Genomic DNA, 26103 nt, shown 5'->3' on the forward strand with positions numbered 1-26103 from the left:
GATCCACCGGACGAAAACCCATAGCCACACCAGGATTCTCCCAGCATCACCAGCCCACACCAAAATCATCACCAGCAGGTCGCCCCAAAACGCAACAGCCTCTGCGATGCGGCGAAAGTCCCCTTCACCAGCCCGACACGTTCGCCTTACATCTCAATAGATGTCCCGAAAGTGGCTTTCGCGACATGGTCACTGGGGTCGTGAGTGGCAAGTGGGGTTAGAACACGAATCGCCGCTCACGACCCCCGAGAGGAGGGCTACCTGTCGTCGCCCGTCGGTCGCCACGTCCTCCCTGCCCGTCTTCGAACGCTATGAAAGGTCCTTTCCTTGCAAATTTGGCAAGGAAAGGACCTTTCATAGCGCGGCCCGCACCTGGCGCCAAGCGCGTGAAGGCCCCCTTCCCTCGGCTCAGCCGAGGGAAGGGGGGCCTTCACGCGCAAATACCGGCGGCGTCAGCGAGCCAGGTCGGACACCAGCTCATAGGAGCGAACCCGGTCCGCCTGGTCGTGCACCATGGTCGTGATCATCAGCTCGTCCGCGCCCGTGTCGGCCAGCAGCGTCTCGAGTCCCTTGTGGACCGTCTCGGGCGAACCGATGATGCTGCTCGAAGCCCGGTCCTCGATGAACACGCGCTCGATGTCGGTGTACGGGTAGGCCGCGGCGTCTTCCGGCGTCGGCAGGGGGATGGGCCGCCCCTTGCGCAGGCTGAGGAACGTCAGTCCGCTGGGCGCGGCCAGGTACCGGGCCCGCTCGTCGGTCTCGGCGGCCACCACGGAGACGCCGAGCATCACGTACGGCTCGGTCAGGACGTCGGACGGTTTGAACGCGTCGCGGTAGAGCGCCACGGCGGGCAGTGTGTTCTCGGCGCTGAAGTGGTGCGCGAACGAGAACGGCAGGCCCAGTTCGCCCGCCATCCGCGCGCTGAAGCCGCTCGACCCGAGCAGCCACACCGGCGGCTTGTTGCCCTCGGCGGTCACGGCGTTGACAGCGCGCTGGTCGGAGTGCTCGAAGTAGGCCAGCAGTTCCGCGAACTGCTGCGGGAAGTTCTCCGCGGTGAGCCCGCCGGGGCCGCGCAGCGCCAGCGCGGTCCGCTGGTCGGTACCCGGGGCCCGTCCGATGCCGAGGTCGATCCGGCCGGGGTGGAACGCCTCCAGGGTGCCGAACTGCTCGGCCACCACCAGCGGAGCGTGATTCGGCAGCATGACCCCGCCGGAGCCGACCCGGATCCGTTCGGTGGCCGCGGCGACCTGGCCGATCATCACGGCGGTCGCGGAACTCGCGATACCGGGCATGTTGTGGTGCTCGGCGAGCCAGTACCGGTGGTAGCCGAGTGCTTCGGTCCGGCGGGCGAGGTCGAGGGTGTTGCGCAGCGAGTCGCCGACGCCGCCCCCGGCCACGACGGGCGAGAGGTCGAGCACGGACAGCGGGATGTCAGGCAAAGAGGTCACGTACCGGTACAACGCCGCCCGCCCTCGATCCCTTCCCGTGACATCCAGCACCTGTCGATCGATCGAAATTAACCGACGTGATGTACCGGGTATCGGGCAGGCTTCCGCTGTTTTCACGGTACGGTTGCCCCCGAATGTGACCGTGGGAAAACCACTGAAAAGAAAGGATTGAGGGTGCCGCGTCCGGAGCGACCTTTGGACCCCGGGGACGATCCGTTGCTCGAGTTCGCCGCCGATCTCCGGCGATTGCGCGAGAAGGCCGGAAACCCGACGTACCGCGAGCTGGGCAGGCGTGCCCATTACTCGGCGGGCACCCTCTCCGAGGCCGCCGGTGGGAAGAAGATGCCCAGCTTGGCGGTCACGTTGGCCTACGTCCGGGCCTGCGAAGGGCCCGAGGCGGAGTGGGAGGCCCGATGGCATGACGTGACCGAGCGGACGCGCACCGGAGTCGGCGATTCACCGGTTGCCCCGCTGAATGGGGAATCGGCCCCTTATATCGGGCTCACCGCATTCGGGGCGGATGACGCGAGCCGATTCTTCGGTCGCGAACGACTTGTCGAGAAACTCGTTACCCGGCTTTCGGGGCAAAGATTTCTCGCGGTTCTGGGAGCTTCCGGTTCCGGTAAGTCGTCTTTGCTCCGGGCGGGTCTGCTCCCGGTGGCGGCCGAGAAGTCCGTGACCCTGCTGATGACCCCCGGTTCGCGGCCGCTGCAGGAATGCGCCGTCCAGTTCGGCGCCGCGCTCGGGCTCGCGCCCGGCGGGCTGCTCGCCGAGTTCACCGAGCATCCGCGCAACCTCGGTCTCGCCGCGCGCCAGCTGGTCGCCGACCGCGAGGGTGACGTCGTGCTGGTCGTCGACCAGTTCGAAGAGGTCTTCACGCTTTGCCAGGACGTCGAGGAGCGCGCGGCCTTCCTCTCCGCGCTGGTCACCGCGACGGCGGAGCCGGAGAGCCGGACCAGGGTCGTCCTCGGCATCCGCACCGACTTCTACACGCACTGCGCGCGGCATCCCGAGCTGGTCGAGGCCATGCAGGACGCGCAGATCCTCGTCGGCCCGATGAGCACGGAGGAGCTGCGGCAGGCGATCTCGCGGCCGGCGATCGACGCCGGGTACCGCGTCGAGAACGCGCTGGTCTCGCGGCTGGTCGCGGACGCGACAGGGCAGCCCGGCGTGCTGCCGCTGCTTTCGCACGCGCTGCTGGAGACCTGGCGCCGCCGCCACGGCAACACCCTCACCCTCACCGGCTACGAGTCCACCGGCGGGATCGAGCGCTCGGTCGCGCAATCCTCCGAGCACACCTTCACCGCGCTGAGCGACCATCAGCAGCGGCTGGCGAACCAGATCTTCCTGCGGATGACCGCGCTCGGCGAAGGCACCGAGGACACCAAACGCCGCATCAGGCGCGACGAGGTGGACGCCGACGATCCCGACGTCGCCGTCGTGCTGGACAGGCTGGCGTCGTCGCGGCTGGTCACCCTCGACGACAACGGCATCGAGATCGCGCACGAGGCGCTGATCCGCGGCTGGCCGCGCCTGCGTGAATGGCTCGCCGAAGACCGTGAAGGCCTGCGCGTGCACCGCCAGCTCACCGAGGCCACCGAGGCGTGGGAATCGGTCGGCCGTGACGACGGCTGGCTCTACCGCGGCGCGCGGCTGTCCATCGCCGTGGAGTGGGCAGGCGAGCACGACAGCGCGCTCTCCCAGCGCGAACGCCGCTTCCTCGACGCGAGCGTGGCCATCGAGAACCACGAGCAGGCCGTCGCACGCCGCCGCACCCGGCGGCTGCGCCAGCTGGTCGCGCTCCTGGCCGTGCTGCTGGTGCTGGCGACGGCCGCGATGGTGTACGCCGTCCGTGCCGAACAGACCGCGACAGGCCAGCGCAACAGCGCGCTCGCGCAGAAGGTCGCCGGGCAGGCCGTCGCGATGCGGGCGACGAATCCGGGACTGGCCGCGCAGCTCGCGCTGGCGGCGTACCGGGTCGATCCGGGCACGCAGACCCGGAGCAGCGTGCTCGGGATGGTCGCGTCGCCGTATTCGACCCGTGTCGCCGGGCACGCCAACCGGGTCAACTCGGCCGCCCTGCGCGGCGACGGCCGGGTGATGGTGACCGGCAGCTGGGACCAGACGGCGAAGCTGTGGGACGTCAAGGATCCCTACCGCCCGACCGAACTGGCCACGCTGTCCGGGCACACCGAGAACGTCAACTCGGTGGCGTTCAGCGCCGACGGCGGCGCGGTCGCGACGGCGGGCTGGGACAAGACGGCGCGGCTGTGGAACGTCGCCGATCCCGCGAAACCCGGTCCGGGGGTGGTGGTCGGGGAGCATCCGAGCCGGGTCAACGCGGTCGCGTTCAGCCCGAAGGCGCCGGTGCTCGCCACTTCGGACGGCGATGGCACGATCCGCCTGTTCGACGTCCGCGATCTCGCGAAACCGACGCTCGTGGCCACCCTCACCGGGCACACCGGCAACGTCAACGGTCTCGCCTACGCTCCCGATGGCCGGACACTCGCTTCGGCGGGCGCGGACAAGACCGCGCGGCTGTGGGACGTCGCCGAACCGCTCAAGGCCAGGCCGCTCGGCGTGGTGGCGGGGCACACCGCAGGGGTCCACGCCGCCGCGTTCAGCCCGGACGGGAAGACGCTCGCCACCGCGAGCATCGACCAGACGGCGCGCCTGTGGGACATCGCCGACCCGATGGCGCCCGCTCCGCTGGCGACGATGCCGGCGCACAAGACCATCGTGCGGTCTGTGGCGTTCAGCCCTGACGGGACGACGCTGGCCACGACCGGTTTCGACCGCAACGCGCGGCTGTGGGACATCACCGAGCCGAAGAAGCCGCGCGAGAAACTGCCGCTCACCGGGCATACCGCGGCCGTGGTCTGGGCGGTGTTCTCTCCCGACGGCCGCACGCTGGTGACCGCGAGCGACGACCAGACGGTGCGGCTGTGGGAGGTGCCGGGGCCCGTGATCAGCGGCGCCGCCAGGTCGGCCTGCCGGGCGGTGTTCAGCTCCGACGGGAAACTGCTGGCCACCGGGAGCCAGGACGGCGTGGTGCGCCTGAACGACGCCCGCGATCCGCGGAACCCGCGTGAACTGGGCAGGATCACCGGCTTCGGCAACGGCGTCTGCGGTCTCGCGTTCAGCCCGGACGGCCGGACGCTCGCCGCCGGGTCCTGGGACCACACGATGCGGCTGATCGACGTCACCGATCCGGGCAAGCCGGTGGACCTCGGCGTCTTCAGCCGTCCCCCGGAGGAGATCGACGCGGTCGCGTTCAGTCCGGACGGCCGGACCCTCGCGACCGCGGGCACCGGTCACACGGTGAAGCTGTGGGACGTGGCGGACCCGCGGAAACCCGTCGAACTCGCGACCCTGACCGGGCACGAGGACGACGTCCATTCGCTCGCGTTCGCCCCGGACGGCCGCACCCTCCTGACCGGGGGCTGGGACCACACCGCGCGGCTGTGGGACGTCTCGATGGCGAAGACGCCGAAGCAGCTTTCGGTGCTGAAGGGCCACACCGACACCGTGTTCTCCGTCGCGTTCAGCCCGGACGGCAAACTCGCCGCCACCGGCGGCGCCGACCGCACCGCGCGGATCTGGGACGTGTCGGATCCGGCCGCCCCCCGGGAGACCGCGCTGGCGACCGGGCACACCGACATCGTCATCTCGGTGGCGTTCAGCGGCGACGGGAAGACCTTCGCGACCGGCAGCTACGACCGGACCGTGCGACTATGGGATGTCGCCGATCCCGGCTCGGTCCGCGAGTCGGCGACCCTGGCCGAGGATGTCGACAGGGTCAACGCGGTGGCGTTCGCCCCCGACGGGCACACGCTCGCGGGCTCGGTGGCGGACGGCAGCGTGCGGTTGTGGGAGACGAGCGCCGAACGCGCCGCCGAACGCGTCTGCGCGACCGTGTACCCGCGGATCACGGCGGCGGAGTGGGAACAACACCTGCCGGGGCTCGATTACCGGCCTCCGTGCCCGTGACCACCGCCGATTTCGTTGTTCGGCGTTGTTGTTCGGTGAAACCGCCGTGACACCGAACAACGAATAGGCGCTAGAAATACCCCTGGACGTGCGATACGTCCCCAAGACGTTTCACTCACCGGGGGTCTGAAGGGCTCCTTCAGGACATTCACCAGTGCCCTGAAGGAGCCCTTCAGCTTTTTTCGCGCGAGAGATCAGGCGGCGGGGATCCAGTCCGGGTTCGAAGCCAGGACGGTCAGCTGCTGGGTCGCGCGGGTCAGCGCCACGTACAGCACCCGGCGTCCGGTGGTCGACTCCGTGATGAGGTCGTTGGGCTCCACCAGGACGACGGCGTCGTACTCGAGGCCCTTGGAGTCGAGGCTGCCGACGACCTTGAGCCGCTCGTCCGAGAACCCGTCGAGCCAGCCCTCGACCTCGGGCACCCGGTCCATGGCGGTGATCACCCCGACGGTGCCTTCGACGGACCCCATCAGTTCCTTCACCGCGGCCTGCGTCGCCGCTTCCAGCCCGGCGGCCTCGACCGGCCGCACCTCCGGCGTGATGCCGGTCTGCCGCACCGCGCGCGGGAGCTCGTCGGCCTCGGCGTGCCCGGCGACGACCTTCGCGGCCAGGTCGAAGATCTCCGCCGAGTTCCGGTAGTTGGTGCGCAGGGTGAACCGGCGCCGCGTCGTCTTGAGCCCGAAGGCCTGGTCCCGCGCCATCGCGGCCTCGGCCGGATCCGGCCAGGAACTCTGCACCGGGTCGCCGACCACGGTCCAGCTCGCGTACTTGCCGCGCCGTCCGACCATCCGCCACTGCATCGGCGAGAGATCCTGCGACTCGTCGATGACCACGTGCGAGTACTCGTCGTAGTGCTCGGGCCGGGTCGGGGCGCCGCCGCGGTCGGGGTTGACCTCGATGTGCTGGCGGGCCCGGCGGCTCTTGGGCGGCTGCCCGATCAGGACGCGCAGCTCGTCGAGGAGCGCGATGTCCGCGATGGTCCAGCCGCGGGAGCGATCGGCCAGGTCGGCGGCGAGCATGCTGATCTCGTTGCGGTTGAGCAGGCCTTTCGCCGCGCTCGCGAGCCGCTTCTCGGTGCCCAGCCACCGCAGGATCTGCGCCGGGTACAGGATCGGCCACCACACCACCAGGAACCGGTGGAACTCGATCCGCTCGCCGAGCTCGGAGATCAGCTCGGCCTTGTCGAGCTGGCGGCCGTCGTCCTTCGCGTGCTGGTCGGCCTTCGCGGCGAGCGCGTCGAGCAGCAGTTCGGCGGCGCGGATCCGCGACCGGTTCGGCGGCCCGCCCGCGGTATGGACCTTGCGGCGCACCTTGTCGAGTTCACGCGCGTTCAACCGCAGTACCTCGCCGCGGTAGACGATCTTCATGTCCTCGGGCGCCTCCGCCGGCGTGTCCCGCAGCGCGCGCAGCAGGATCTTGCGCATCCGCAGCGATCCCTTGATCGCCGCGAGCGGCGCCGGGTCCTGCCTGGTCGCTTCGAGGCCGTCGAGGACCTCGCCGAGCGCGCGCAGTTCGACGTTCGTCTCACCCATCGACGGCAGCACCCGCGAGATGTAGCTGGTGAACACCCCGGACGGACCGATCACCAGCACGCCGGCGCCGCCGAGCTGGCGGCGGTAGCGGTAGAGCAGGTACGCCGCGCGGTGCAGCGCGACCGCGGTCTTGCCGGTGCCGGGACCGCCGGTGATCTCCGTGACACCGCGCCACGGCGCCCGGATGACCTCGTCCTGTTCCTTCTGGATGGTCGCGACGATGTCCCGCATCTTCTCGCCCCGCGACCGCCCGAGCGCGGCCATCAGCGCGCCTTCGCCGACGATCTGCATGGACTCGGGGACCGCGTCGGCGATCAGCACGTCGTCGTCGACGTCGAGCACGTTCTGCCCGGAACACCGGATCACCCGGCGCCGGACGACGTCCATCGGCTCCTCGGCCGTCGCCTGGTAGAACGCCGCGGCCGCGGGCGCTCGCCAGTCGGTGACGAGGTTGTCGAACTCCGCGTCGCGGATACCGAGACGGCCGACGTAGATGTGGTCGTTGTCGAGGTGGTCGAGCCTGCCGAACACCAGCCCCTCGTACTCCGCGTCGAGAGTCTGGAGGGTCTGATTGGCGTGGTACACCATCATGTCCCGTTCGAACAGCATCGACGCCTGCTCGAAGATCGCTTCCCGCCCGGCTCCATGGCCGATCTCATAGCCCTTGGTACGCATGGCCTCTGCCTGGGCTCGCAATTCGGCGAGCCGGGTGTAGACGGTGTCCACATGGGCTTGCTCGATGGCGATCTCGGCCCGTCTGACCCGAGGTTCGGACACGCAACGCTCCTAAACGCTTCTATCGCCTCCGAGGGCGAAGGACGACTCTACGCGAGCTGGGCGGCGCCTTCACCAAGTCCCGTCCAACGTCACGGCGGAAGCCGTTGAGGCACGATGCTCCAATGACCAGGATCGTGGCTGGGACCGCGGGCGGCAGGCGGTTGAAGGTCCCTCCGAAGGGCACCAGGCCCACGTCGGAGCGCGTGCGCGAGGCGCTGTTCAACGCGCTCGAGGTCGCCGGTGAGCTGCAGGGGAGCAAGGTCCTCGACCTCTACGCCGGTTCGGGCGCGCTCGGGCTGGAGGCGTTGTCCCGCGGTGCGTCGGGCGCGCTGTTCGTCGAGTCGGACAGGCGCGCGGTCGAAGTGCTCAAGGGGAACGTCGCCGCGCTGGGGCTCGGGGGCACCGTCCGGGCAGGGGCCGTCGAGTCGGTCGTCGCCGTTCCGGCGCCCGAAACGTTCGACATCGTCCTCGCGGATCCGCCGTACGCCGTGGACTCCACCCGACTGGAGGAGGTCATGGCCGCGCTCGCGGCGGGCCGGTGGGTCGAGGACGGGGCACTGGTGGTGATCGAACGGGCCGCGCGGGACGGCGAGCCGGACTGGCCGCCGGGCTTCGAGCCGATGCGGACGAAGCGCTACGGCGACACCGCGCTCTACTGGGCCGAATATCAGGTGTGACGCCGCACGGATGAACGCGCAGGGGACTCGTCTCCTTGATAGCGTCCGCGCCATGCGGCGTGCGGTCTGTCCCGGGTCCTACGACCCGGCCACCAATGGACATCTCGACATCATCGAGCGGGCGGCGAGGCTGTTCGACGAGGTCGTCGTCGCGGTGGGGGTGAACAAGAGCAAGAAGGGCCTGTTCACCACCGAGGAGCGGATGGACATCCTCCGCGAGATCACCGCGAAGCTGCCGAACGTGCGCGTCGACTCCTGGCAGGGCCTCCTGGTCGACTACTGCCGCGAGAACGACATCATCGCGGTCGCGAAGGGCCTGCGGTCGGTCAGCGACTTCGACTACGAGCTCCAGATGGCCCAGATGAACCGTGAGCTGACCGGGCTCGAAACGCTGCTGATGGCGAACAACCCGGCGTACGGTTTCGTGTCGAGCTCGCTGGTCAAGGAGATCTCCGCGCTCGGTGGCGACATCGAGCACCTGGTACCGCCGATAGTGTTCAAACGCCTCTCGGAGAAGTACTCCGAACGAGGTTGACCCGAACGGCCGAGGCCGTTGGTCGGTCAGCGGTGAGCGGCGGTGGAGAGTTCATCTCGACGCCTTCTGGCGAACACGCGATCGGGTTACGGTCCGAAAATGACCAACAAACGATCGCGGGCCGCCGCCGCGCTGCTCGTTCTGCTTGTCACGTTCTTCGGCGGGGTCGGTGCGGCGCAGGCCGCCACGCCCGTCTCCATTCAGCAGAACCCTTGTGGGGATCTCACCGGCTTCAAGCACACATCGCTCTCGTCGCTGCCCGCCGAGGCGACGACGACGTACAACCTCATCCAGAAGGGTGGGCCGTACCCGTACCCGGACAACGACGGAACGGTCTTCTCGAACCGGGAGAACATCCTCCCGAAGTGCGCTTCGGGCTACTACCACGAGTACACCGTCCCGACCCCGGGTTCGTCGAACCGCGGCACGCGCCGCATCGTCACCGGGACCGGCGGGGAGTACTTCTACACCGGCGACCACTACAAGACCTTCTCCGTGGTCGACGTCAAGGGCACACCCTCGCCGTCCTGCGGTGACACCTCGAAGCTGACGAAGGTCGGCTACTCGACGCTGTCCTCCGCGGCGAAGTCCGTGGTGGACTCCGCGCGCGGCGGCGCGACCGGCACGGTCTACGAGAACCGCGAAGGTGTGCTGCCGTCGTGCGCCGCCGGCTACTACCAGCTGTTCCCGGTGGGCACGAGCGATCGCGTGATCTCCGGCAAGGGCGGCGAGATCATCTACACGCCGGACCGCTACGCGACCTTCAAGTCGGTGAATCTCGCCGGCTGAACCACCCATGCAACGTTTCGTGCCTCCTCATCCGTGAGATACACCGGAACACGGATGAGGAGGCACGATGCGGTCTGGGGACGATGCGAGCTTCAGGGAGTTCGCCAGAGACAAGGCGCTGCCGCTCCGGCGGACGGCGTACCTGCTCTGCGGCGACTGGCATCTCGCGGAGGATCTGGTCCAAACCGCGCTGATACGCCTTTACCGGGTCTGGCCGAAGGTCCGCCGGAAAGGCCCCGTCGACAACTACACGAGGCAGATCCTGATGCGCTGCTGGCTCGATGAGCGGCGACGACCATGGCGGCGGAAAGAGAACCGCGACGGCGTCGTCCCCGAAGAGCCCACAGCCCCGGCTGATGCCGGGATCTCGGATTCACTGCTTCGAGCCCTCGCCGAAGTTCCGCCGAAACAGCGCGCCGCCGTCGTGCTGCGCTATTGCGCCGATCTCCCGGTCGCGGAGGTCGCCGTCGCGCTGCGCTGTTCGGAAGGGACGGTCAGGAGCCAGGCCGCGCGGGGGCTCGACGTCCTCCGCGCGGCCCTGCAGAGACAGCACGACGAGGCTGTCTCCGGGAGGAGCGCGTGATGGACGAACTCGAAAACAGGCTGCGCGGGATCACACTGGCCGAGCCCCCGCTCGGCTTCGACCCGGACGAGGTCGCCGGCACGGCGGCGAAGAAGGTGCGAAGCCGACGGGCGGTCTTCGCGACGGGGGCCGCGACGCTGGCGGTGATCGCGGCGACGGCGGCGGTGTTCGTGGCGCCGGGGGAGGGCCCGGCCGTCGCCCCCGCCGGGCCGCCGCCGCGGCCACCGGTCCTGTCCGTGCCGTCGCCGAGCAGCGCGCCGCCACCGGTTTCGGAGACCGTGGACCTGACGGCGCAGAAGGCGAAGCTCACCGGGCATCTGTCGACCGCGTTGCCCGGCGTGCTCACCGGCGTGAAGGACATCCGGATCCACTCCGTCCATCAGTTGCGGACGTGGGACGTCCTCATCTTCATGATCGGCTACCGGGACGTCTCCGGCGCCGACCGTTCGCTGGTCGTCACGCTTCTCGGGACAGAGTCCGCCAAGCGAGGGTTCTCGCTCGAGGACAGCTGTGAGCCGGGCCGCAAGACCCGGGGCGACTTCGGCGCGGACATCGGCGGGGTGACCGGCGGGGAACCGGTGGACTGCGTGAAGCTGCCCCAAGCGGACGGGAGCACCGTCGTCGTCACCGGCATCGTCCCGTCACTGCCTCCCGGCGACGTCGAGCCGAGTCGCCACGCTACCGCGTACCGGGCCGACGGCACGTCGGTCGCCGTGTCCGCCGGCGGGGGCGACGGGGGCTCGCGTCCGGCCGACGACCAGTTGATCAAGCTGGTCACGGATCCGGAGCTCACTCTCCGGTAAGGAGCGGGCGGTGGCGGGCGGTACCGGGCGGGACACGCCCGGTACCGCGCGCTTTCACCGCTTACAGCGCCGGTGCGGGCAAACTGAGCTCAGGGAATGTGGGGATCGCTGTAGGTAGGGAGTGGCCGTGTACCGGGTTTTCGAGGCGCTCGACGAGCTCGTCACCATCGTGGAGGAAGCCCGCGGCGTGCCGATGACCTCCAGTTGCGTAGTCCCGCGCGGGGAGGCGCTCGAACTGCTCGACGACATCCGCGACGCCCTTCCGGGTGAAGTGGACGACGCGCAGGACGTCCTCGACAAACGTGATCAGCTGATCCAGACCGCCCGCACCGAGGCGGCGGAGACGATCACCACGGCGAACACCGAGGCCGACCGCACGGTCTCCGACGCGCAGGCCGAGGCCGAGCGCATCCTCGCCGACGCCCGCGCCCGCGCCGAGCAGATGATGGGCGACGCGCACGGCGAGGCCGAGCGCATGGTCGCCGCCGGACAGGCCGAGTTCCAGAGCCTCACCGACCGGTCCCGTGCCGAGTCGGAGCGGATGATCCAGGCCGGCCGCGACGCCTACGAGCGCGCCATCGAGGACGGGCGCGCCGAACAGGCCCGGCTCGTCGCGCAGACCGAGGTCGTCCAGGCCGCGCACGGCGAAGCGGCGCGCATCGTCGACGAGGCGCACGTCGAGGCCGACAAGCAGCGCGGTGACTGCGACGCCTACGTCGACGGCAAGCTCGCCGAGTTCTCCGAACTGCTGGCGACCACGCTGCGGACGGTCGACTCCGGGCGCAACCACCTGCGGTCCCCGGTCAACCTGCCGGGCAACAGCCGCACGTCGCTCTACGACTACCAGTCCTGACCTCGGGGCCCTCTCACGGACGCTATGAAAGGTCCTTTCCTGGCAAATTTGGCAAGGAAAGGACCTTTCATAGCGCTCGCCGAGGGCTCCGCAGGCACGCCGATCTCTCTCGCGACCCCTTATCCGGGTCGACTGGCCTACCAGGCGTAAACCAGTGGCGGGCACTGCGTACCCTGGTCACCGATGTCTGAGAACAAGTCGCCGCAGGCCAGGCCTGCGCAACTGCACGACCGGAGCCCGTGGGTGCTCGACACCCGCGAACTCGGCCGTCACGCCGGCCTGAGCAAGGCCGTCCAACGCACCGTGCCCGTCGAGACCGCGCTCGGGGTGCCCGACGTCATCACCATCGACGCCGGCTCCAACCTCGGACTCGACCTGACACTCGAGTCCGTCGTCGAGGGTGTGTACGTCAGCGGTACGGCGTCCGCCGTCGCGACGGGGCACTGCTCGCGGTGCCTCGACCCGATCACCGAGGACGTCGAGGTCGACCTGACCGAGCTGTTCGCGTACCCGGGTTCCGCGACCGAGGAGACCACCGACGAGGACGAGATCCCCCGGCTGGTGGACGACCGGATCGACCTCGAGCCGACAGTCCGCGACGCGGTGGTGCTGGCGTTGCCGCTGGCCCCGCTGTGCACCGAGGACTGCCAGGGTCTGTGCATCGAATGCGGTGTCAAGTGGGCCGATCTCGAGCCCGGGCACGGGCATGAGAAGATAGACCCTCGGTGGGCCACACTGGTGGAGCGTTTCGGCGACGAAACGACCGATGACCAGGCTGATGGCCCCGGAAAGCAAGCCTGACGAGCACCAGCTCGTTCCGGAGAAGCAAGTTCGCTCGCGACCGCGGGCAGACCGTCTGAAGGAGATCTACTCGTGGCCGTCCCGAAGCGGAAGATGTCGCGATCCAACACCCGCGCGCGCCGCAGCCAGTGGAAGGCGGCTCCGGTTCAGCTGGTGCCCTGCTCCAACCGCGCCTGCAAGCAGCCGAAGCTCCAGCACATCGCGTGCCCGGCCTGCGGCCAGCACAACGGTCGCCAGGTCGTCGAGCCCGCCTGATCGGCAGCTGACGACATGGGGGGCAAATCGGCCGGTGGACCGCCCGCTGACCCCGCACCACTGCTCGAAGCGCTCGGGATCACCATCGAACCCGGGCTGCTGACGCTGTCGCTGACCCACCGTTCTTATGCATATGAGAACGGTGGGTTGCCGCCGAACGAGCGCCTGGAATTCCTCGGGGACGCGGTGCTGGGTCTGGTCGTCACCGACCATCTCTACAACACCCATCCCGACCTGGCCGAAGGTCAGCTCGCGAAGCTCCGTGCCAGCGTGGTCAACATGCACGCACTGGCGCGGGTCGCGCGCGGCCTCGGCGAAGGCGGCCTGGGCAAGCACCTGTTGCTGGGCAAGGGCGAAGAGCTCACCGGCGGCCGGGACAAGGCGAGCATCCTCGCCGACGGGCTCGAAGCCGTCATCGGCGCCGCGTACCAGCAGCACGGCATCGAACTCGCGCGCCAGCTGGTGCACCACCTGTTCGACGGCCTGCTCGCCGAAGCGCCGCTGCGCGGTGCCGGCCTGGACTGGAAGACCAGTCTCCAGGAGCTGACCGCGTCGGCAGGGCTCGGCGTACCCGAGTACAAGGTCGAGGACACCGGTCCCGATCACCGCAAGGAGTTCAGCGCCACCGTCCTCGTCGGCGGGCGTGAACTCGGTTACGGCTCGGGGACGACCAAGAAGGAAGCCGAGCAGAAGGCCGCCGAGACGGCCTGGCGCCAGCTTTCGGCCGAGCTCGACATCGAGCAGCCGCCGAAGACGACCTGAGTCCTCTTCAGCGGGACGGTTCGTTGACGCTTCAGTCGGTGAATCAGTAACATCAACGCAGTCCGCCGCCACTGACGCGACCGTTCAGGTCGCCTGTCGAGAGGTCGGCGGATGCGTGCTTTCTGTCTTGTCACCGCGACGGCTTTGGCTTTGGCGGCCGCCCCCGCCACGGCTTCGGCCGCCCAAGTCGTCCGGGTGACTTCGCTCGGTGCGTTGCGGTCCGCGATCGACAAGGCCGTTCCCGGCGACGAGATCAGACTGGCCGACGGAAGTTACTCGGCGGGCTCCGCCATCTCGGTCAACCGGTCGGGATCGGCGAACGCGCCGATCACCATCACCGCGGAACACGTCGGCAAGGCCGAGATCAAGGGCTCCGCGGGGTTCTCGTTCTCTTCGAGCGCGTCGAACGTCGTGCTGCGCGGATTCAAGCTCCGGCACGGTGGTGCCCTGAGCGTGCCCGCGGGCAGTACACACAACCGGCTGACCCGGCTCGACGTCCAGCTCACCAGCGGCGGCAACTGGGTCACGCTCAGCGGTGACGACACCGAGTTCGACCACAACGTGCTGCAGAACCGCACGAGCCAGGGCGTTTTCCTGCAGGTGCTCGGGCCGTCGAACGACATGGCGAAGCGGGTGCGCGTGCACCACAACTACTTCTCCAACCACCGGTTCACCGGTTCGAACGGTGGCGAGTCGATCCGGTTCGGGCTGAGCAGCCGCCAGAAGTACAAGGCGGGCGGCGTCGTCGAGGACAACCTGTTCGAGAAGGCCGACGGCGATTCCGAGGCGATCTCCGTGAAGTCTTCGGACAACGTCATCCGCTACAACACGATCCGCGACAGCCGCGGTTTCATCGTGCTGCGCCACGGGGACCGCAGTGTGGTGGAGGGGAACATCCTGCTGGGGAAGTCCGGGATCCGCTTCCACGGCAACGATCACAAGATCGTCGGCAACTACGTGCACACCACGGCGAACCGCGGGATCGTCTTCGGTTCGGGCAACGAGGCCGACAGCGGGCCGGACAGCAAACTCCACGACCGGCCGGACAGGGTCGTGGTCGCGTACAACACCGTGGTCGGGACCACCGACGGCATCCACGGCGACGGCGGTGACTTCAAGCCCAAGGACTGCGTGCTGGCGAACAACATCCTGCGGGGGACGGGAACGCTCGTGAGCATGCCGGGCGGTTCGGACGTGAAGTACGAGGGGAACATCGCCTGGGGCGGGGCGGCGGGGATGCCTTCCGGCGGATACAAGGCCGTCGATCCCAAGCTGGTGCAGCAGGACGGTCTGTACCGGCTGTCCGCGGGAAGCCCGGCTGTCGACGCCGGTGTCGGGTCCTATCCCTACGCGGGGACCGACTTCGACCTGCAGACGCGGTCCGGGAAGTTCGACGTCGGGGCCGACGAGCTGCTGCCCGGTGGGACGCGGAAGGCGTTGACCAAGGCGGACGTCGGGCCCCTCGCCCCCTGAACCCCGCCCCCGAACCCCTCGTGAGTGGCGGTTCGGGCTCTAGCGGACCGGTATTGCTTACCCGCCTGCCCCAGGTCGTGTCACTCGTGACGGTGAAGGAACTGGGACGTCGAGTGTCCTGATTCCTTCACCGTCGATCGGGCATCCGCTGGGATCGTCAGTCTCGTGCGGGTCAGCGACAGGTAGGCAATACCGGTCCGGTCTGGCGAGACTCACGACCAAGGCCTGCTCGCAGACCGCGCCCCTCACCGTGGTCGTGAGTGGTAAGTGCCGTTCTAACGACACTTACCACTCACGAGGGAGTCCGCGGCCAGTGGGAGAATCGACGGCATGCCCGAACTCCCCGAGGTCGAGGTGGTCCGTGCCGGGCTCGAGGCACACGTCTCCGGCCGGACGATCACCGACGTCGAAGTCCTGCACGCCCGCGCGATCCGCCGCCACGAACTCGGCGCCGAAGACTTCGGCGGACGGCTTTCCGGCACCAAGATCACCGCCGCCCGCCGTCGCGGCAAGTACCTGTGGCTGGAGCTCTCCGACGGCCAGGCCATGCTCGCGCACCTCGGCATGAGCGGCCAGATGCTCGTCCAGCCCGGAGACACGCCTGACGAGAAGCACCTTCGCGTGCGGTTCCGCTTCGCCGACAACGGTCCGGAGTTGCGCTTCGTCGACCAGCGGACCTTCGGCGGTCTCGCGCTCGCGGAACTCACCGAAGTCGACGGGACGGCGTTGCCGAGCACCATCGCGCATATCGCCCGCGACCCGATGGACCCGCGCTTCGACCTCGACCAGGCCGTCCGCGCGCTGCGGTCGAGGCGGACCGAGCTCAAACGCGCCCTGCTCGACCAGACCCTCGTCTCCGGTATCGGCAACATCTACGCCGACGAAGCCCTTTGGCGGTCCAAGCTCCATTGGGCCCGCCCGACCGACAGGCTCACCGCGGCCCACGGTCGCACCGTGCTCACCGCCGCCACCGAGGTGATGGCCGCCGCGCTCGTCGCGGGCGGGACGTCGTTCGACGCGCTTTACGTGAATATCAACGGCGAGTCCGGATACTTCGACCGGTCGCTCGACGCCTACGGCCAGGAAGGACTGCCTTGCGGCCGGTGTGGGACGGCCATCCGGCGCGACCCCTTCATGAACCGTTCGTCGTTTTCCTGCCCGCGATGCCAGCCGCGTCCGCGTGCGAGGTGAAAACTGACGTGTATGAATGAGGGCTTGTAGTCAACTAGCATGAACGGGCACGACATGTAGGGAGTGGGATGGTGGCCGCGACCGAGCCCGGCAAGACGACGCTCGCCGAAAAGATCGACAAGCTGTTCCAGATCGTGCTGAGACCCGATCGTGAGCCGTACAGCCACGACGAGGTCGCCAAGGCCTGCCGTGAGGCGACCGGCGAGAGCTTCTCGACGACGTATCTGTGGCAGTTGCGCACCGGCCGGCGTGACAACCCCACGAAACGCCACCTCGAGGCGCTCGCCCAGTTCTTCGGCGTCTCGCCGGCGTACTTCTTCGACGACGAGCAGAGCGCGAAGATCGCCGAGGAGCTCGCGCTCCTGGGAGCCCTCCGCGACGCCGGAGTCCGCGACGTCGCGCTGCGGGCCGTAACACTTTCACCCGATGGACTCGACACCATCAGCGACATGATCGACGCGATCGCCCGCAGGGAATCCGGACGGGGCGGCCAGAAGAGGGAGGCGTGAGTGGACCGCCGCCGTAAAGAGTTGTGGCGCCGCTGCCGGCGTCTCGCCGACGGTGTCACCCTTCCCGAACCCTTCGACGCCGCGGCCTTCATCGCCGAACTGGCCGCCGAGCGTGCTCGTCCGATCGAATTGATGCAGGTCAGCGTCCCCTCCAGTGGCCCGTGCGGGCTGCTGATGAGCACCGAGCGCGCGGACTACATCCTCTACCCGACCAACACCACGGCCCTGCACCGGCGGCATATCCTCCTGCACGAGGTCGGCCACCTGCTGTGCGGCCATGTCGGGTCGGACGCGGGAGCCGACGGGATCGCGCTCGACGCCGCCGCCAGCAAGACCCTCATGCCGAACCTGTCGCCCGAACTCGTCCGCCGCGTCCTCGGCCGCACGGGGTACAGCGCCGTCGAGGAACAGGAAGCCGAGCTGCTCGCCAGCCTGCTGGCGCAGCGTGTCTCCCGGACGGCGGCGGGCGGCGCGGCGCACCTCGACGAGAGCGGGAGCGATCTCGCCGGCGGGCTGGCCAGGGTCGGCAACCTCTTCGGCAGCCGGAAGCGACGCCGGCCGTGACCGAGACCATCGCGTACTTCTGCTGCGTGGTGGCTTGCGCGGGGTTCGGGTACAAGCTGATCCAGGCCCGGCACACCCAGCCGCTGCGGCGGATGTGGTTCCTCAGTGCCTTCGGGATGTGCATCGCGGGCGGCATCATGCTGCTCACGCCTGCGATGGAGAACGCCGTCGGCGTCGAAGAGCCCGTCGGCAGTCTCCTGAACCTCGCCGCGGACGTGCTCAAGATCGGTGCGATGGCCTTCGCGGTCGCGTTCGCGCATTCGCTGAAACTGGGGGAGGGCAAGCGGATCGGCTGGCACGCGATGCTGTCCTGGGTCGTCGTGGCCGCGGAGATCGCGCTCTTCTTCCTCTCCGACAGCTACCGCGTCGGCGAGCACACCGCCGCGGGGCCGGGCAGGCTCGGCTGGTTCGTCGCGTACAACGTCCTCTTCCTCGTCTACGGCCTGATCAGCCTGCTGACCTTCTCGATCGTCTTCGCCCGCTTCGCGCACCATGCCGATCCCGGCCCGCTTCGCACCGGGCTGTGGCTGCTCGTCGGCGGCGGGGTTTCCGCGCTGGCCTGGACTTTCTGGGACGTCGACGACATCTACGTCCTCGCCACCACCGGTGCGGTCGACGCCGGTGAGGACACCCTCTCGGCGATCTTGGCGGCGCTGAGCGTCGGGCTCGCCGGGGCGGGCGCGACGCTCAGCGTGTGGGGGCCCGCGCTGGCCACCCCGTTCCGCCTGATCGGCACGTACCGGACGTACCGCCGGATCGAGCCGCTGTGGACAGCGCTGCGCGAAGCCGTCCCGGGAATCGCGCTGGACCCGGGTCCCGGTATGCCGGGCGGTGTCGAATTCGCCTTGTACCGCAGGGTCATCGAGATCCGGGACGGCCATCTCGCGCTGCGCCCCTACTTCGATCCGGACGTCCCGACGGCGGCGGAAGCCGAGGCCCGCAAGGCGAAGGTCCCCGAAGCCCGCGTCCCCGCGACGATCGAGGCCGCGGCCTTGGCGGCCGCGCTCGTCGCTTCCGAAGCGGGCCGCCGGTACGCCCCCGACGACGTTCCGGCGACCTACCTCGACGAGCCGGACATCGCCACCGAAGCGGCGTGGCTGGTGGAAGTCACCCACGCCTGGCGACGGTCCACAGTGGTCGGCCGCATCCGGGACCGGGCCCGGAAACCCGATCTCGCGTGATTGGGGCCGGAACTCGCGTGATCGAACACGTGACACGCGTGTCGCGCCTTCAATCACGCGAGTTCCGCCTTTAATCACGCGTGATCGCTGTCTGATCACGCGAGTTCGGCCGGGCGACTGAAAGATCCCGGTGACGGCCGACGCAGGACCTTCGCCACCCCCAGTACGGCGAAGATCGCGGCTGTCACGGAAATCCTTAATGCGAAGGACTTTCAGACCGTGACGCGGCGCATCGTGGCGAACCCGCCGGCACCGGCGACGCAGACCAGGATCGCGAGCGCCCCGGTCAGGCCGCCGACGGTCAGCGTGCCGAAGAACGTGCCGAGCTTCGACCACGAATCGGTCCAGGTGAGCACCAGCCCCAAACCCAGCAGCACCAGGACCTGCGCGGCGGAGAACAGGACCACGCCCAGCACCGAAGCGCGCCGGTAGATCAGGCCGTACCACATGCCGTAGAGGAACATCAGCGTCAGGAACACGAACGACGTGAGCAGCGTCAGGTACCAGGGGCCGTCGAGCAGCCAGGGCACCCGGAAGTAGTTGAGACCGAGCCCCCAGCCGCCGGTCGCCTCTTCGATCGCCTGGAACACGGTGATCCCCGCCGCGTACAGCGCGGAGAGCCCGGCGACCAGCAGGACCGTGCCCAGGTAGTACGACCGCCTCGACACACCGAGCGCCAGCCCGAACGGCAGCGACTTCGTCATGCTCATGGCACCGCAGACGAGCATGAACACGAACAACGTGAACAGGCCGCCGGAGTAGTTGTCCTCGGGTTTGTCGGGGATCAGCGAGAAGATCGCGAGGTTCACCCCGAAGGCGAAGAACGTGACACCGACCGGGAGGACCAGGTACTGGAGCCGATCCACCAGGTGATAGCGCGCGACATTGATCAAGGTGTTCATGCGGACGCCTCCTCTGCGGTCTGTCCGTTGGAGGTGTGCACCATCAACTGCTGCAAGGAAAGCGGTTCGAGTTTCAGGTGCAGGGCCTGTGCCCGTGCCTTCGCCGCCGCGTCGATGGCCTCGGCGACGGTGACCGAAGCCCTCGAACCGATCTTGCGGCGGTGCAACACCCGGCGGCCGGAGACGAAGTCGTCCACCGCGATGGCGGGTCCGGTGACCGTGACGGCCACGCCGCGCAGGTCGTCGGCGGGCGCGTCGAGGACGACGCGGCCCTTGTCGATCATCACGACGTGCTCCAGCAGATCAGCCACTTCGTCGATCAGGTGCGTGGAGAGCAGGACCGTGCGCGGATGAGCCGAATAGTCGTCGAGCAACCGGTCGTAGAACAGTTGCCGCGCGACGGCGTCGAGGCCCGCGTACGGCTCGTCGAGCAGCGTGAGTTCCGCCCGTGCCGCCAGCCCGATCGTGATCGAAAGCGCCGAGCGCATCCCTCGCGAGAGCTTCTTGACCGGGCGCTTCAGCGGCAGATCGAAGTCGCGGAGCAGCGTGTCGGCGAGTTCGGCGTCCCAGTTCGGGTAGAACCACGACGCCGCCGAGAGGGCGTGGCGGACCTTGAAGTCCGGGAACTGCTGGTCCTCGCGGACGAGCACCATGCGCCGCAGCACCCGTTCGTTCTCCATCGGGCTCTCCCCGAACACGCGGACCGAGCCCGCGCTGGCGAACTCCTGCGCGGTCACGATGCGCAGGAAGGTGCTCTTGCCCGCGCCGTTGCGGCCCAGCAGGCCGGTGATCTTGCCTTCTTCGATGTCGACCGAGACATCGCCGAGCGCGAGGTGGTCGCCGTAGCGCCGGGTCAGGCCGGTGGTCGAAATGGTCGGCGTCATGCGGCGGGTCCTCCGTTCCGGTGTCCGTTCCCGCGAATGAGCGAGATCAGGGCTTCGTCGTCGATGCCGAGCCGCCTTGCTTCGATGAGCATCGGGTCGAGGTACTGCTCGGCGAACCGCTGCCGCCGGTCGGTGAGCAGCTTCTGCCGCGCGCCACCGGCGACGAACATGCCGATCCCGCGCCGCTTCTCGAGCAGCCCGTCGTCGGCGAGCACGTTGATTCCCTTGGCCGCCGTCGCCGGATTGATCCGGTAGAAGGCGGCGAGTTCGTTGGTTGACGGCACGCGTTCCCCCTCGGCCAGGCTTCCCTCGGCGATGTCGTCGGCGATCTGTTCGGCGATCTGCACGAACAGGGGCGTTCCTTCGTCGAGCACGACACCTCCGTTCCCAGTCGTCGTGCACCCTCTCCGGGTGCGGTGGTTCATTACTGGACTAAGTAACCCATGAACCACCCGTGGACGCAAGTGGCTTCCGCCTTGCGCACTACTGTGCAATGCGTGGTACCTTCTGTTGCGTAAGACTGGGAGGGACGCGACTGTGGAGATCAGTCAGCTACTAAAAGGCGTGCTGGACCTCGCCGTTCTCGCGGTGCTCCGCGGGGAGGACGGCTACGGCTACGACGTACTCCGAAGACTCCGGGTCGCGGGGTTGCAGGAGGTGGGCGACGCTTCGGTTTACGGGACGCTCCGGCGGCTGTACAAGGCAGGCCTGCTGACGTCCTACGTGGTGCCGAGTGAAGAGGGCCCGCACCGGAAGTACTACAGCCTCAACGAACCGGGACGCCAGCGCCTCGAAGAATCGACGCAGACCTGGCGGACTTTCGCCACGACGATGAACAGCCTGTTGGGAGAGGCAGCATGAGCACGCAGAATCCGACCGCCGTGCGGGTGTATCTGGCGAGGGTCAGGAGCGCGCTCGCCGACCTGCCCGAGAGCGAAGTCGAGGAGATCCTCGAAGACGTCCGGCCCCATCTCGCCGAAATGGAGGCGGAGCTCGGGGAGAACCCGAAGGTCGACGCCTTGATCGAGCGGCTGGGCAGCCCTGAAAGCTACGCCGCCGAACTGCGGGCGTCCGGCGGTTATCCGCCGCGTCCGGCCGAAGCGGGCGACAAGACCACAGTGCTGAAGATGAAGACCGGGATCGGCGGAGCGCGGTTCGCGTTCTGGGGACTGGTGTTCTCCGTGGGCGGGTTCGCGTTGTTCGGCTTCGCGGCCGCGGTGTGGGTCCGGGTGGAACCGTTGCTGGGCCTGCTTTTCATCGCCCCCGTGCTCGCGATCAGCGTGGCCTACGTGGTCCGGCGAGGGGTCGCCCCGATCGCGGAACTGCCCGAGGTGGTCAAGCTCCGCGAGATCGTGACGTCGTTCCAGAGCAACCGGAACGGCAAGGGACTGAGCTACTTCCGCACGCTCAAGCCGGCGTGGTGGGTGCTGTGCGCGGCGGTGCTGGTCGTGTTCGGCCTGCTGCTCGTGCTTCGCGACGCCGAGGCCGTTCTGTTGCTGCCGTTGATGTTGCTGGCGGCCGTCGCGGTGGTCTGGGCGGGGTCGAAGCTGAAGACCGACCGGCGGCTGTTGTGGCTGGCCGTGCCGATCTCGGCGTTCGTCATCGGCAGCATGCTCGGCGGGGCGGGCGCGGCCGTCGATCTGATCGCGAAACGGTCCTACGGCGGCAGTTCCTACAACAGCGGTTACACGCCGAACTACAACGACACCTACGGCAATCCGCAGTTGATGTACGGCAACCAGGGCGTGGACAACATCTACGCCTTCGACGCCGAGGGCAAGCCGTTGAGCGAGATCTACCTCTACGACGAGAACGGCCGTCCGCTCAGCACGACCCGGTACGCCTGTGAGAAGAGCACGGGCGAGAAGCGGAAGGTCGGCGACGACAACCGCTATCCGCGCCCGCGCGTCGAGCGAGGTGTCCAGGATGGTCAGGGGAGCCGCGACGGCTACAACGGTTACCGCGCCTACTGCGAGGAAAGGGCCGACGTCCCGTTCAGCGCGGCGATCCCGAAGGGTGCCCCGGTACCGCCTTCCGCGACACCCCAGGCGCCGCCGTCGAACTCCACCCAGCCGACGCGCTAGGTGGTCCGGGTGGAGGAGGGCGTCGGGGGCCGCCTCCACCCGATTCGGGGAGAGCCGCGAAAGTCACTTTCGAAGACCTCGGGGATCGAGAAAGTGGCTTTCGCGGCATTTCCTTTTTGTGACCTGCCGGAGTTCTTTCAGGCCACATCGCGGCCGCTACCCTTTTCGGATGCGTCACCGCGACGAGCCGACTCTCGAGCGCGAGCGGGAACTCGCGAGGATCGAAGCGGCGCTCGATTCCGCCACGGCGGGCGAGGGCCGGGCGGGGATCGGCAAGACCCGGTGGGTCCAGGAGAGCCGGGCCTTGGCGAAAGGCCGTGGTTTCGGCAGGCTCGAGGCCGTCGGTGACGCGCTCGAAGGGGCGATGGCCTGGGGTGTCATCCGTCAGCTGGTCGGTATTCGTTTTCGCGCCACAGCGGGGAAAGCCGCTCCGGCCCGGCCGGCGCCGCGCTCCGGGCGCTCGACGCCGCGGCCGCCGATCCGAGCGAGGCCGAACTCGCCAGGACGCTGCACGCGTTGTGGTGGGTCGCGGCCGACCTCTCGTGGTCCCGGCCGCTGCTGATCACGGTCGACGACGCGCACGCCGGAGCCGTCGTGAGGCCGTTCTCGCGGATCTGGGCCCGATCGCCCGCGGCGCCCTGCACGGCGACGCGGCGAAAGCGTTGTGGGCGGCGAAAGCCCCGGCGGATCGGGTCGCCGCACATCTCGTCCGCGCGTCCAGGGACACCCTGCCGGGATCCTGCGCGAGGCCGCGGCTTCGCTGCTTTCGGCCGGTGCTCGAGGACGGTCGCCGCGCACCTTCGCCGGGCCGTCGAGGAGAGCCCGGACGACGCGGCGCTGCGGCAACTCCTGATGGCGGCGGACGGCGTGCCCGACGCCGAACTCCGCGAGGCTATCGCCGCCCGCCCCGGCGGCCCGCGCGATCCCGGCCGGATGCACCTCGAAGCGCGGCTCGCGGTGATCCGCTCGTTCCTGCCGCACCACCGCCGGACGGCGTCCGATCACCTGCGCGCGTACGCGAGCTTGAGCGGCGGCACCCCCGACGAGCGCACCCTGCTCGGACTGCTCGCGCAGATGGGGCGCTACGAGGTCCGGCCCGCGGACGAGGTCGCCGCGACAGCCTGCCGCGCACTGGCCAACGGGGCCTACTTCGAAGACGCCACCGGGAGCATCGACGTGATGGTCGGCTGGGTGGTCGCGATGTTCGCGCTGATCTCCGCCGACGGGATCGACGACGCCGGGTGGGAGATCGAGCGCGCGAGGCAGCGGGTGCGGGCGCACGGTTCGCCCGTCGAGTTCGCGATGGTCACCAACGCCGCGATGGAACGGGGCGATCTCGAAGCCGCCGCCGAAATGCTGGCGCGGTTCGACGGCGACCACGGCGACGGCCCGAGCATGATGCCGACGATGTGGCTGCACGAACCCCGCGCGCTGATCGCGCTCGCCATCGGGAATCCCGTGCTCGCCAGGACACAGGCGTTCCTTCAGCGCGACGAGATGCGCGCGGTGGGCGTCGACCCGCCGACCATCCCGTGGCGGGTGCCCGCCGTGCGCGCCGCGCTGCTGCTCGGCGAGTCGGACCACGCCCTGAAACTGGCCGAGGAGCAGGTGAACATCGCTCGGAAGTGGGGGACCACGACGGAGATCGGCGCCGCGCTGCGGCTGCTCGCGCACGCCGACGGCGACCGGCGGCTGGACCTGCTGGCCGAGTCGGTGGGGGTGCTGGAGCGGTCTCCCGCCCGGCTGCACCTCGCCCGTTCGCTGATCGACCTCGGCGAGGCGATGCGGGTCGCCCGGCGGCGCGCGGACGCGCGGATCCCGCTCAACCGCGGGATCGAACTGGCCGCCGAATGCGGTTCGGTCGTGCTGCGCATCCGCGCCGTCGAAGCACTGGAAGCGCTGGGGGACCGGCCCCGGCGGATGAGCGTCGCCGACCCGTCGTCGCTGACCGCGAGCGAACGGCGGGTCGCGGATCTGGCGGCGTCCGGTCAGGCGAACCGCGAGATCGCGCAGGATCTGTTCGTCACCCCGAAAACGGTCGAGAACCAGCTGAAGCGCATCTACACGAAGCTCGGCATCGCCGGGCGGCGCGAGCTGGCCCGCGCGGAATTCCGGATGCGGGAACGGCGCCGGAGGACGTAACCTCCCGGGCAACACGCTGACGGAGACGAGTAGCCAAGGAACCCGCGAGACCCAGAGAGCCGCCGGTAGCTGAGAAGGCGGCCTCGCGCCCTTCGGTGAAGACCCTCCCGAGTGCGGGGAGGAACGGCGTCCGCGCCTCATGCCCCGCCGTCCGGCCCCCGTCACCGGGCCTTCGAGGCCGCCGCTCGTCCAGGGCGGCGGCGAAAGTGCGGTGGTACCGCGAGTTCCCTTCTCGCCCGCACTCCCAAGGGGTCGCGCATATCCGTACAGGAGTTGTGATGATCTCGCGTGTCCTCGTCACCGCCAACCCCCAGGCACCCGGCGGCCTGGAGCTCACCGAGCCGTCGGTCGGGCTGCTTTCCGAACCCGCCGAACCGCCGCCGTTCGACCTCTACCGGCCGACGGTGCCTGCCGCGTTGCCCACGGTGCTGGACAACGCCGCCGTCGCGTTGCGGCATCCGCGACTGAAGGAGGTGTTCACGATCGCGGCGGCGAGCGTCGCGGGGTTCCGGTCGGCGCTGGACCGGCTCGGGTTCACCGAAACCCAGACGCCCAAGATCGTCTCGTCGGCCACCGAATCCGGGGCGAACGTCTTCGGCATCGACTACTTCGGGAAGCGGGCGTTCCTGGCGCAGTCCCCGCAGTTCTACAAACAAGCGCTGGTCGGGGTGTTCGAGCGGGTCTACGAGGTCGGCCCTGTCTTCCGAGCCGAACCGCACGACACCGCGCGGCATCTCGCGCAGTACACCAGCCTCGACGCCGAACTCGGCTTCATCGACGGCCACCACGACGTGATGGCTGTGCTGCGGGAAGCGATCGCGGGAATGGCCGACGCCGTCCCGGAGACCGGGGTCGTGGTGCCCGAGGAGATTCCGGAGATCCACTTCGCGGCGGCCCAGGAGCTGATCGCGCGGCTGTCCGGCGAAGACCCCCGTGGCGAGCCCGACCTCGCACCCGCGCACGAGCGGCTGCTTTCGGACTGGGCCCTGCGCGAACACGGGTCGGAATTCCTGTTCGTCACAGGATATCCGATGGTGAAGCGGCCGTTCTACACGCATCCGGACCCGGCACGGCCGGAGTACTCCAACAGTTTCGACCTGCTCTTCCGCGGGCTGGAACTGGTGACCGGGGGCCAGCGGCTGCACCGGCACGCCGACTACGCCGCCGCGCTGGCCGCTCGCGGGGAGTCGCCGGAGCCGTATCGGGACTATCTGGCCGTCTTCGCGCACGGGATGCCGCCGCACGGCGGGTTCGCGCTCGGTCTCGAACGCTGGACGGCCCGGTTGCTCGGGCTGCCCAATGTCCGCCAGACGACGCTCTTCCCGCGCGACCTGCACCGCCTGACCCCCTAGCGGATGACATGAAAGG

General features: G+C 69.0%; 25 protein-coding genes. 20 read left to right on the top strand and 5 right to left on the bottom strand.

Features of this window, described 5'->3' with window-relative positions; translation table 11 throughout:
- Nucleotides 1-452 precede the first annotated feature (452 nt).
- Complete coding sequence (locus tag ACFOSH_RS30800) at nt 453-1448, bottom strand: LLM class flavin-dependent oxidoreductase (RefSeq protein WP_378242836.1); 996 nt, start codon at nt 1446-1448, stop codon at nt 453-455.
- Nucleotides 1449-1622: 174 nt separating this feature from the next.
- Between ACFOSH_RS30800 and ACFOSH_RS30805 the strand changes: the two genes are divergently transcribed.
- The gene (locus ACFOSH_RS30805; protein ID WP_449224196.1) at nt 1623-5438 is read left to right on the top strand and encodes an nSTAND1 domain-containing NTPase; all 3816 of its coding nucleotides are present in this window, start codon (nt 1623-1625) and stop codon (nt 5436-5438) included.
- A gap of 194 nt (nt 5439-5632) precedes the next feature.
- Here the strand turns inward: ACFOSH_RS30805 and ACFOSH_RS30810 are convergent, their stop codons facing one another.
- Nucleotides 5633-7747: a HelD family protein gene (locus ACFOSH_RS30810; RefSeq protein ID WP_378242838.1), complete on the bottom strand. Its 2115-nt coding sequence runs from the start codon at nt 7745-7747 to the stop codon at nt 5633-5635.
- Between the two features lie 104 nt (nt 7748-7851).
- On the opposite strand from ACFOSH_RS30810, the gene rsmD reads away from it, so the two are divergent.
- The 14 genes from rsmD (at nt 7852) to ACFOSH_RS30880 (ending at nt 18723) form a co-directional block, all read left to right on the top strand.
- Nucleotides 7852-8424 (top strand): 16S rRNA (guanine(966)-N(2))-methyltransferase RsmD, encoded by a 573-nt coding sequence (rsmD, locus tag ACFOSH_RS30815; RefSeq protein ID WP_378242840.1) that lies wholly within the window; start codon nt 7852-7854, stop codon nt 8422-8424.
- Nucleotides 8425-8476: 52 nt separating this feature from the next.
- Nucleotides 8477-8959, top strand: coding sequence for a pantetheine-phosphate adenylyltransferase (gene coaD, locus ACFOSH_RS30820; RefSeq protein WP_378242842.1), 483 nt, complete (start codon nt 8477-8479; stop codon nt 8957-8959).
- Between the two features lie 99 nt (nt 8960-9058).
- Nucleotides 9059-9748, top strand: coding sequence for a ribonuclease domain-containing protein (locus ACFOSH_RS30825; RefSeq protein ID WP_378242844.1), 690 nt, complete (start codon nt 9059-9061; stop codon nt 9746-9748).
- Between the two features lie 67 nt (nt 9749-9815).
- On the top strand, nt 9816-10331 hold the full coding sequence (locus ACFOSH_RS30830; RefSeq protein ID WP_378242846.1) for an RNA polymerase sigma factor: 516 nt from the start codon (nt 9816-9818) through the stop codon (nt 10329-10331).
- On the top strand, nt 10331-11134 hold the full coding sequence (locus ACFOSH_RS30835; RefSeq protein ID WP_378242848.1) for a hypothetical protein: 804 nt from the start codon (nt 10331-10333) through the stop codon (nt 11132-11134). Before ACFOSH_RS30830 ends, ACFOSH_RS30835 begins: the two co-directional genes overlap by 1 nt.
- A gap of 127 nt (nt 11135-11261) precedes the next feature.
- Nucleotides 11262-11987 (top strand): DivIVA domain-containing protein, encoded by a 726-nt coding sequence (locus tag ACFOSH_RS30840; protein WP_378242849.1) that lies wholly within the window; start codon nt 11262-11264, stop codon nt 11985-11987.
- A gap of 183 nt (nt 11988-12170) precedes the next feature.
- Nucleotides 12171-12788: a YceD family protein gene (locus ACFOSH_RS30845; RefSeq protein WP_378242851.1), complete on the top strand. Its 618-nt coding sequence runs from the start codon at nt 12171-12173 to the stop codon at nt 12786-12788.
- Between the two features lie 72 nt (nt 12789-12860).
- Complete coding sequence (gene rpmF, locus ACFOSH_RS30850; protein WP_005160412.1) at nt 12861-13043, top strand: 50S ribosomal protein L32; 183 nt, start codon at nt 12861-12863, stop codon at nt 13041-13043.
- 15 nt (nt 13044-13058) lie between these two features.
- Complete coding sequence (rnc, locus tag ACFOSH_RS30855; RefSeq protein WP_378242853.1) at nt 13059-13805, top strand: ribonuclease III; 747 nt, start codon at nt 13059-13061, stop codon at nt 13803-13805.
- 111 nt (nt 13806-13916) lie between these two features.
- Nucleotides 13917-15278: a polysaccharide lyase 6 family protein gene (locus ACFOSH_RS30860; protein ID WP_378242855.1), complete on the top strand. Its 1362-nt coding sequence runs from the start codon at nt 13917-13919 to the stop codon at nt 15276-15278.
- Between the two features lie 330 nt (nt 15279-15608).
- Nucleotides 15609-16469 (top strand): bifunctional DNA-formamidopyrimidine glycosylase/DNA-(apurinic or apyrimidinic site) lyase, encoded by an 861-nt coding sequence (gene mutM / locus ACFOSH_RS30865; RefSeq protein WP_378242857.1) that lies wholly within the window; start codon nt 15609-15611, stop codon nt 16467-16469.
- Between the two features lie 68 nt (nt 16470-16537).
- Nucleotides 16538-16978, top strand: a complete 441-nt coding sequence (locus tag ACFOSH_RS30870) for an XRE family transcriptional regulator (protein WP_378242859.1) — start codon at nt 16538-16540, stop codon at nt 16976-16978.
- On the top strand, nt 16979-17542 hold the full coding sequence (locus ACFOSH_RS30875) for a hypothetical protein (protein ID WP_378242861.1): 564 nt from the start codon (nt 16979-16981) through the stop codon (nt 17540-17542).
- Nucleotides 17539-18723, top strand: coding sequence for an MAB_1171c family putative transporter (locus tag ACFOSH_RS30880; protein WP_378242863.1), 1185 nt, complete (start codon nt 17539-17541; stop codon nt 18721-18723). The genes ACFOSH_RS30875 and ACFOSH_RS30880 overlap by 4 nt, the downstream gene beginning before the upstream one ends.
- 212 nt (nt 18724-18935) lie before the next feature.
- Here ACFOSH_RS30880 and ACFOSH_RS30885 read toward each other — a convergent pair whose 3' ends face one another.
- The 3 genes from ACFOSH_RS30885 to ACFOSH_RS30895 are packed head-to-tail and all read right to left on the bottom strand — an operon-like array spanning nt 18936 to nt 20883.
- The gene (locus ACFOSH_RS30885) at nt 18936-19625 is read right to left on the bottom strand and encodes an ABC transporter permease (protein ID WP_378242865.1); all 690 of its coding nucleotides are present in this window, start codon (nt 19623-19625) and stop codon (nt 18936-18938) included.
- Nucleotides 19622-20509: an ABC transporter ATP-binding protein gene (locus ACFOSH_RS30890; RefSeq protein WP_378242867.1), complete on the bottom strand. Its 888-nt coding sequence runs from the start codon at nt 20507-20509 to the stop codon at nt 19622-19624. The genes ACFOSH_RS30885 and ACFOSH_RS30890 overlap by 4 nt, the downstream gene beginning before the upstream one ends.
- Entirely contained in the window at nt 20506-20883 is a 378-nt protein-coding gene (locus tag ACFOSH_RS30895; RefSeq protein ID WP_378242869.1) for a GntR family transcriptional regulator, read from the bottom strand. Before ACFOSH_RS30895 ends, ACFOSH_RS30890 begins: the two co-directional genes overlap by 4 nt.
- A gap of 163 nt (nt 20884-21046) precedes the next feature.
- On the opposite strand from ACFOSH_RS30895, the gene ACFOSH_RS30900 reads away from it, so the two are divergent.
- From ACFOSH_RS30900 to aspS, 5 genes are all read left to right on the top strand, one after another.
- Complete coding sequence (locus ACFOSH_RS30900) at nt 21047-21370, top strand: PadR family transcriptional regulator (protein ID WP_378242871.1); 324 nt, start codon at nt 21047-21049, stop codon at nt 21368-21370.
- Entirely contained in the window at nt 21367-22593 is a 1227-nt protein-coding gene (locus ACFOSH_RS30905) for a DUF1700 domain-containing protein (RefSeq protein ID WP_378242872.1), read from the top strand. The genes ACFOSH_RS30900 and ACFOSH_RS30905 overlap by 4 nt, the downstream gene beginning before the upstream one ends.
- Before the next feature lie 169 nt (nt 22594-22762).
- Nucleotides 22763-23155: a hypothetical protein gene (locus ACFOSH_RS30910; RefSeq protein ID WP_378242874.1), complete on the top strand. Its 393-nt coding sequence runs from the start codon at nt 22763-22765 to the stop codon at nt 23153-23155.
- Nucleotides 23110-24735 (top strand): helix-turn-helix transcriptional regulator, encoded by a 1626-nt coding sequence (locus tag ACFOSH_RS30915; protein WP_378242876.1) that lies wholly within the window; start codon nt 23110-23112, stop codon nt 24733-24735. The genes ACFOSH_RS30910 and ACFOSH_RS30915 overlap by 46 nt, the downstream gene beginning before the upstream one ends.
- A 260-nt stretch (nt 24736-24995) precedes the next feature.
- On the top strand, nt 24996-26087 hold the full coding sequence (aspS, locus tag ACFOSH_RS30920) for an aspartate--tRNA(Asn) ligase (protein WP_378243030.1): 1092 nt from the start codon (nt 24996-24998) through the stop codon (nt 26085-26087).
- Nucleotides 26088-26103 lie beyond the last annotated feature (16 nt).

Source organism: Amycolatopsis speibonae, assembly GCF_042647925.1.
Lineage (GTDB): Bacteria > Actinomycetota > Actinomycetes > Mycobacteriales > Pseudonocardiaceae > Amycolatopsis > Amycolatopsis speibonae.

Bases quoted from the DNA above. Each gene is read 5' to 3' on its own strand.
- coaD (WP_378242842.1), top strand. From the start codon at position 8,477: ATGCGGCGTGCGGTCTGTCCCGGGTCCTACGACCCGGCCACCAATGGA.
- ACFOSH_RS30825 (WP_378242844.1), top strand. From the start codon at position 9,059: ATGACCAACAAACGATCGCGGGCCGCCGCCGCGCTGCTCGTTCTGCTT.
- ACFOSH_RS30830 (WP_378242846.1), top strand. From the start codon at position 9,816: ATGCGGTCTGGGGACGATGCGAGCTTCAGGGAGTTCGCCAGAGACAAG.
- ACFOSH_RS30835 (WP_378242848.1), top strand. From the start codon at position 10,331: ATGGACGAACTCGAAAACAGGCTGCGCGGGATCACACTGGCCGAGCCC.
- ACFOSH_RS30845 (WP_378242851.1), top strand. From the start codon at position 12,171: ATGTCTGAGAACAAGTCGCCGCAGGCCAGGCCTGCGCAACTGCACGAC.
- rnc (WP_378242853.1), top strand. From the start codon at position 13,059: ATGGGGGGCAAATCGGCCGGTGGACCGCCCGCTGACCCCGCACCACTG.
- ACFOSH_RS30860 (WP_378242855.1), top strand. From the start codon at position 13,917: ATGCGTGCTTTCTGTCTTGTCACCGCGACGGCTTTGGCTTTGGCGGCC.
- mutM (WP_378242857.1), top strand. From the start codon at position 15,609: ATGCCCGAACTCCCCGAGGTCGAGGTGGTCCGTGCCGGGCTCGAGGCA.
- ACFOSH_RS30870 (WP_378242859.1), top strand. From the start codon at position 16,538: ATGGTGGCCGCGACCGAGCCCGGCAAGACGACGCTCGCCGAAAAGATC.
- ACFOSH_RS30885 (WP_378242865.1), bottom strand. From the start codon at position 19,625: ATGAACACCTTGATCAATGTCGCGCGCTATCACCTGGTGGATCGGCTC.
- ACFOSH_RS30890 (WP_378242867.1), bottom strand. From the start codon at position 20,509: ATGACGCCGACCATTTCGACCACCGGCCTGACCCGGCGCTACGGCGAC.
- ACFOSH_RS30905 (WP_378242872.1), top strand. From the start codon at position 21,367: ATGAGCACGCAGAATCCGACCGCCGTGCGGGTGTATCTGGCGAGGGTC.
- ACFOSH_RS30910 (WP_378242874.1), top strand. From the start codon at position 22,763: ATGCGTCACCGCGACGAGCCGACTCTCGAGCGCGAGCGGGAACTCGCG.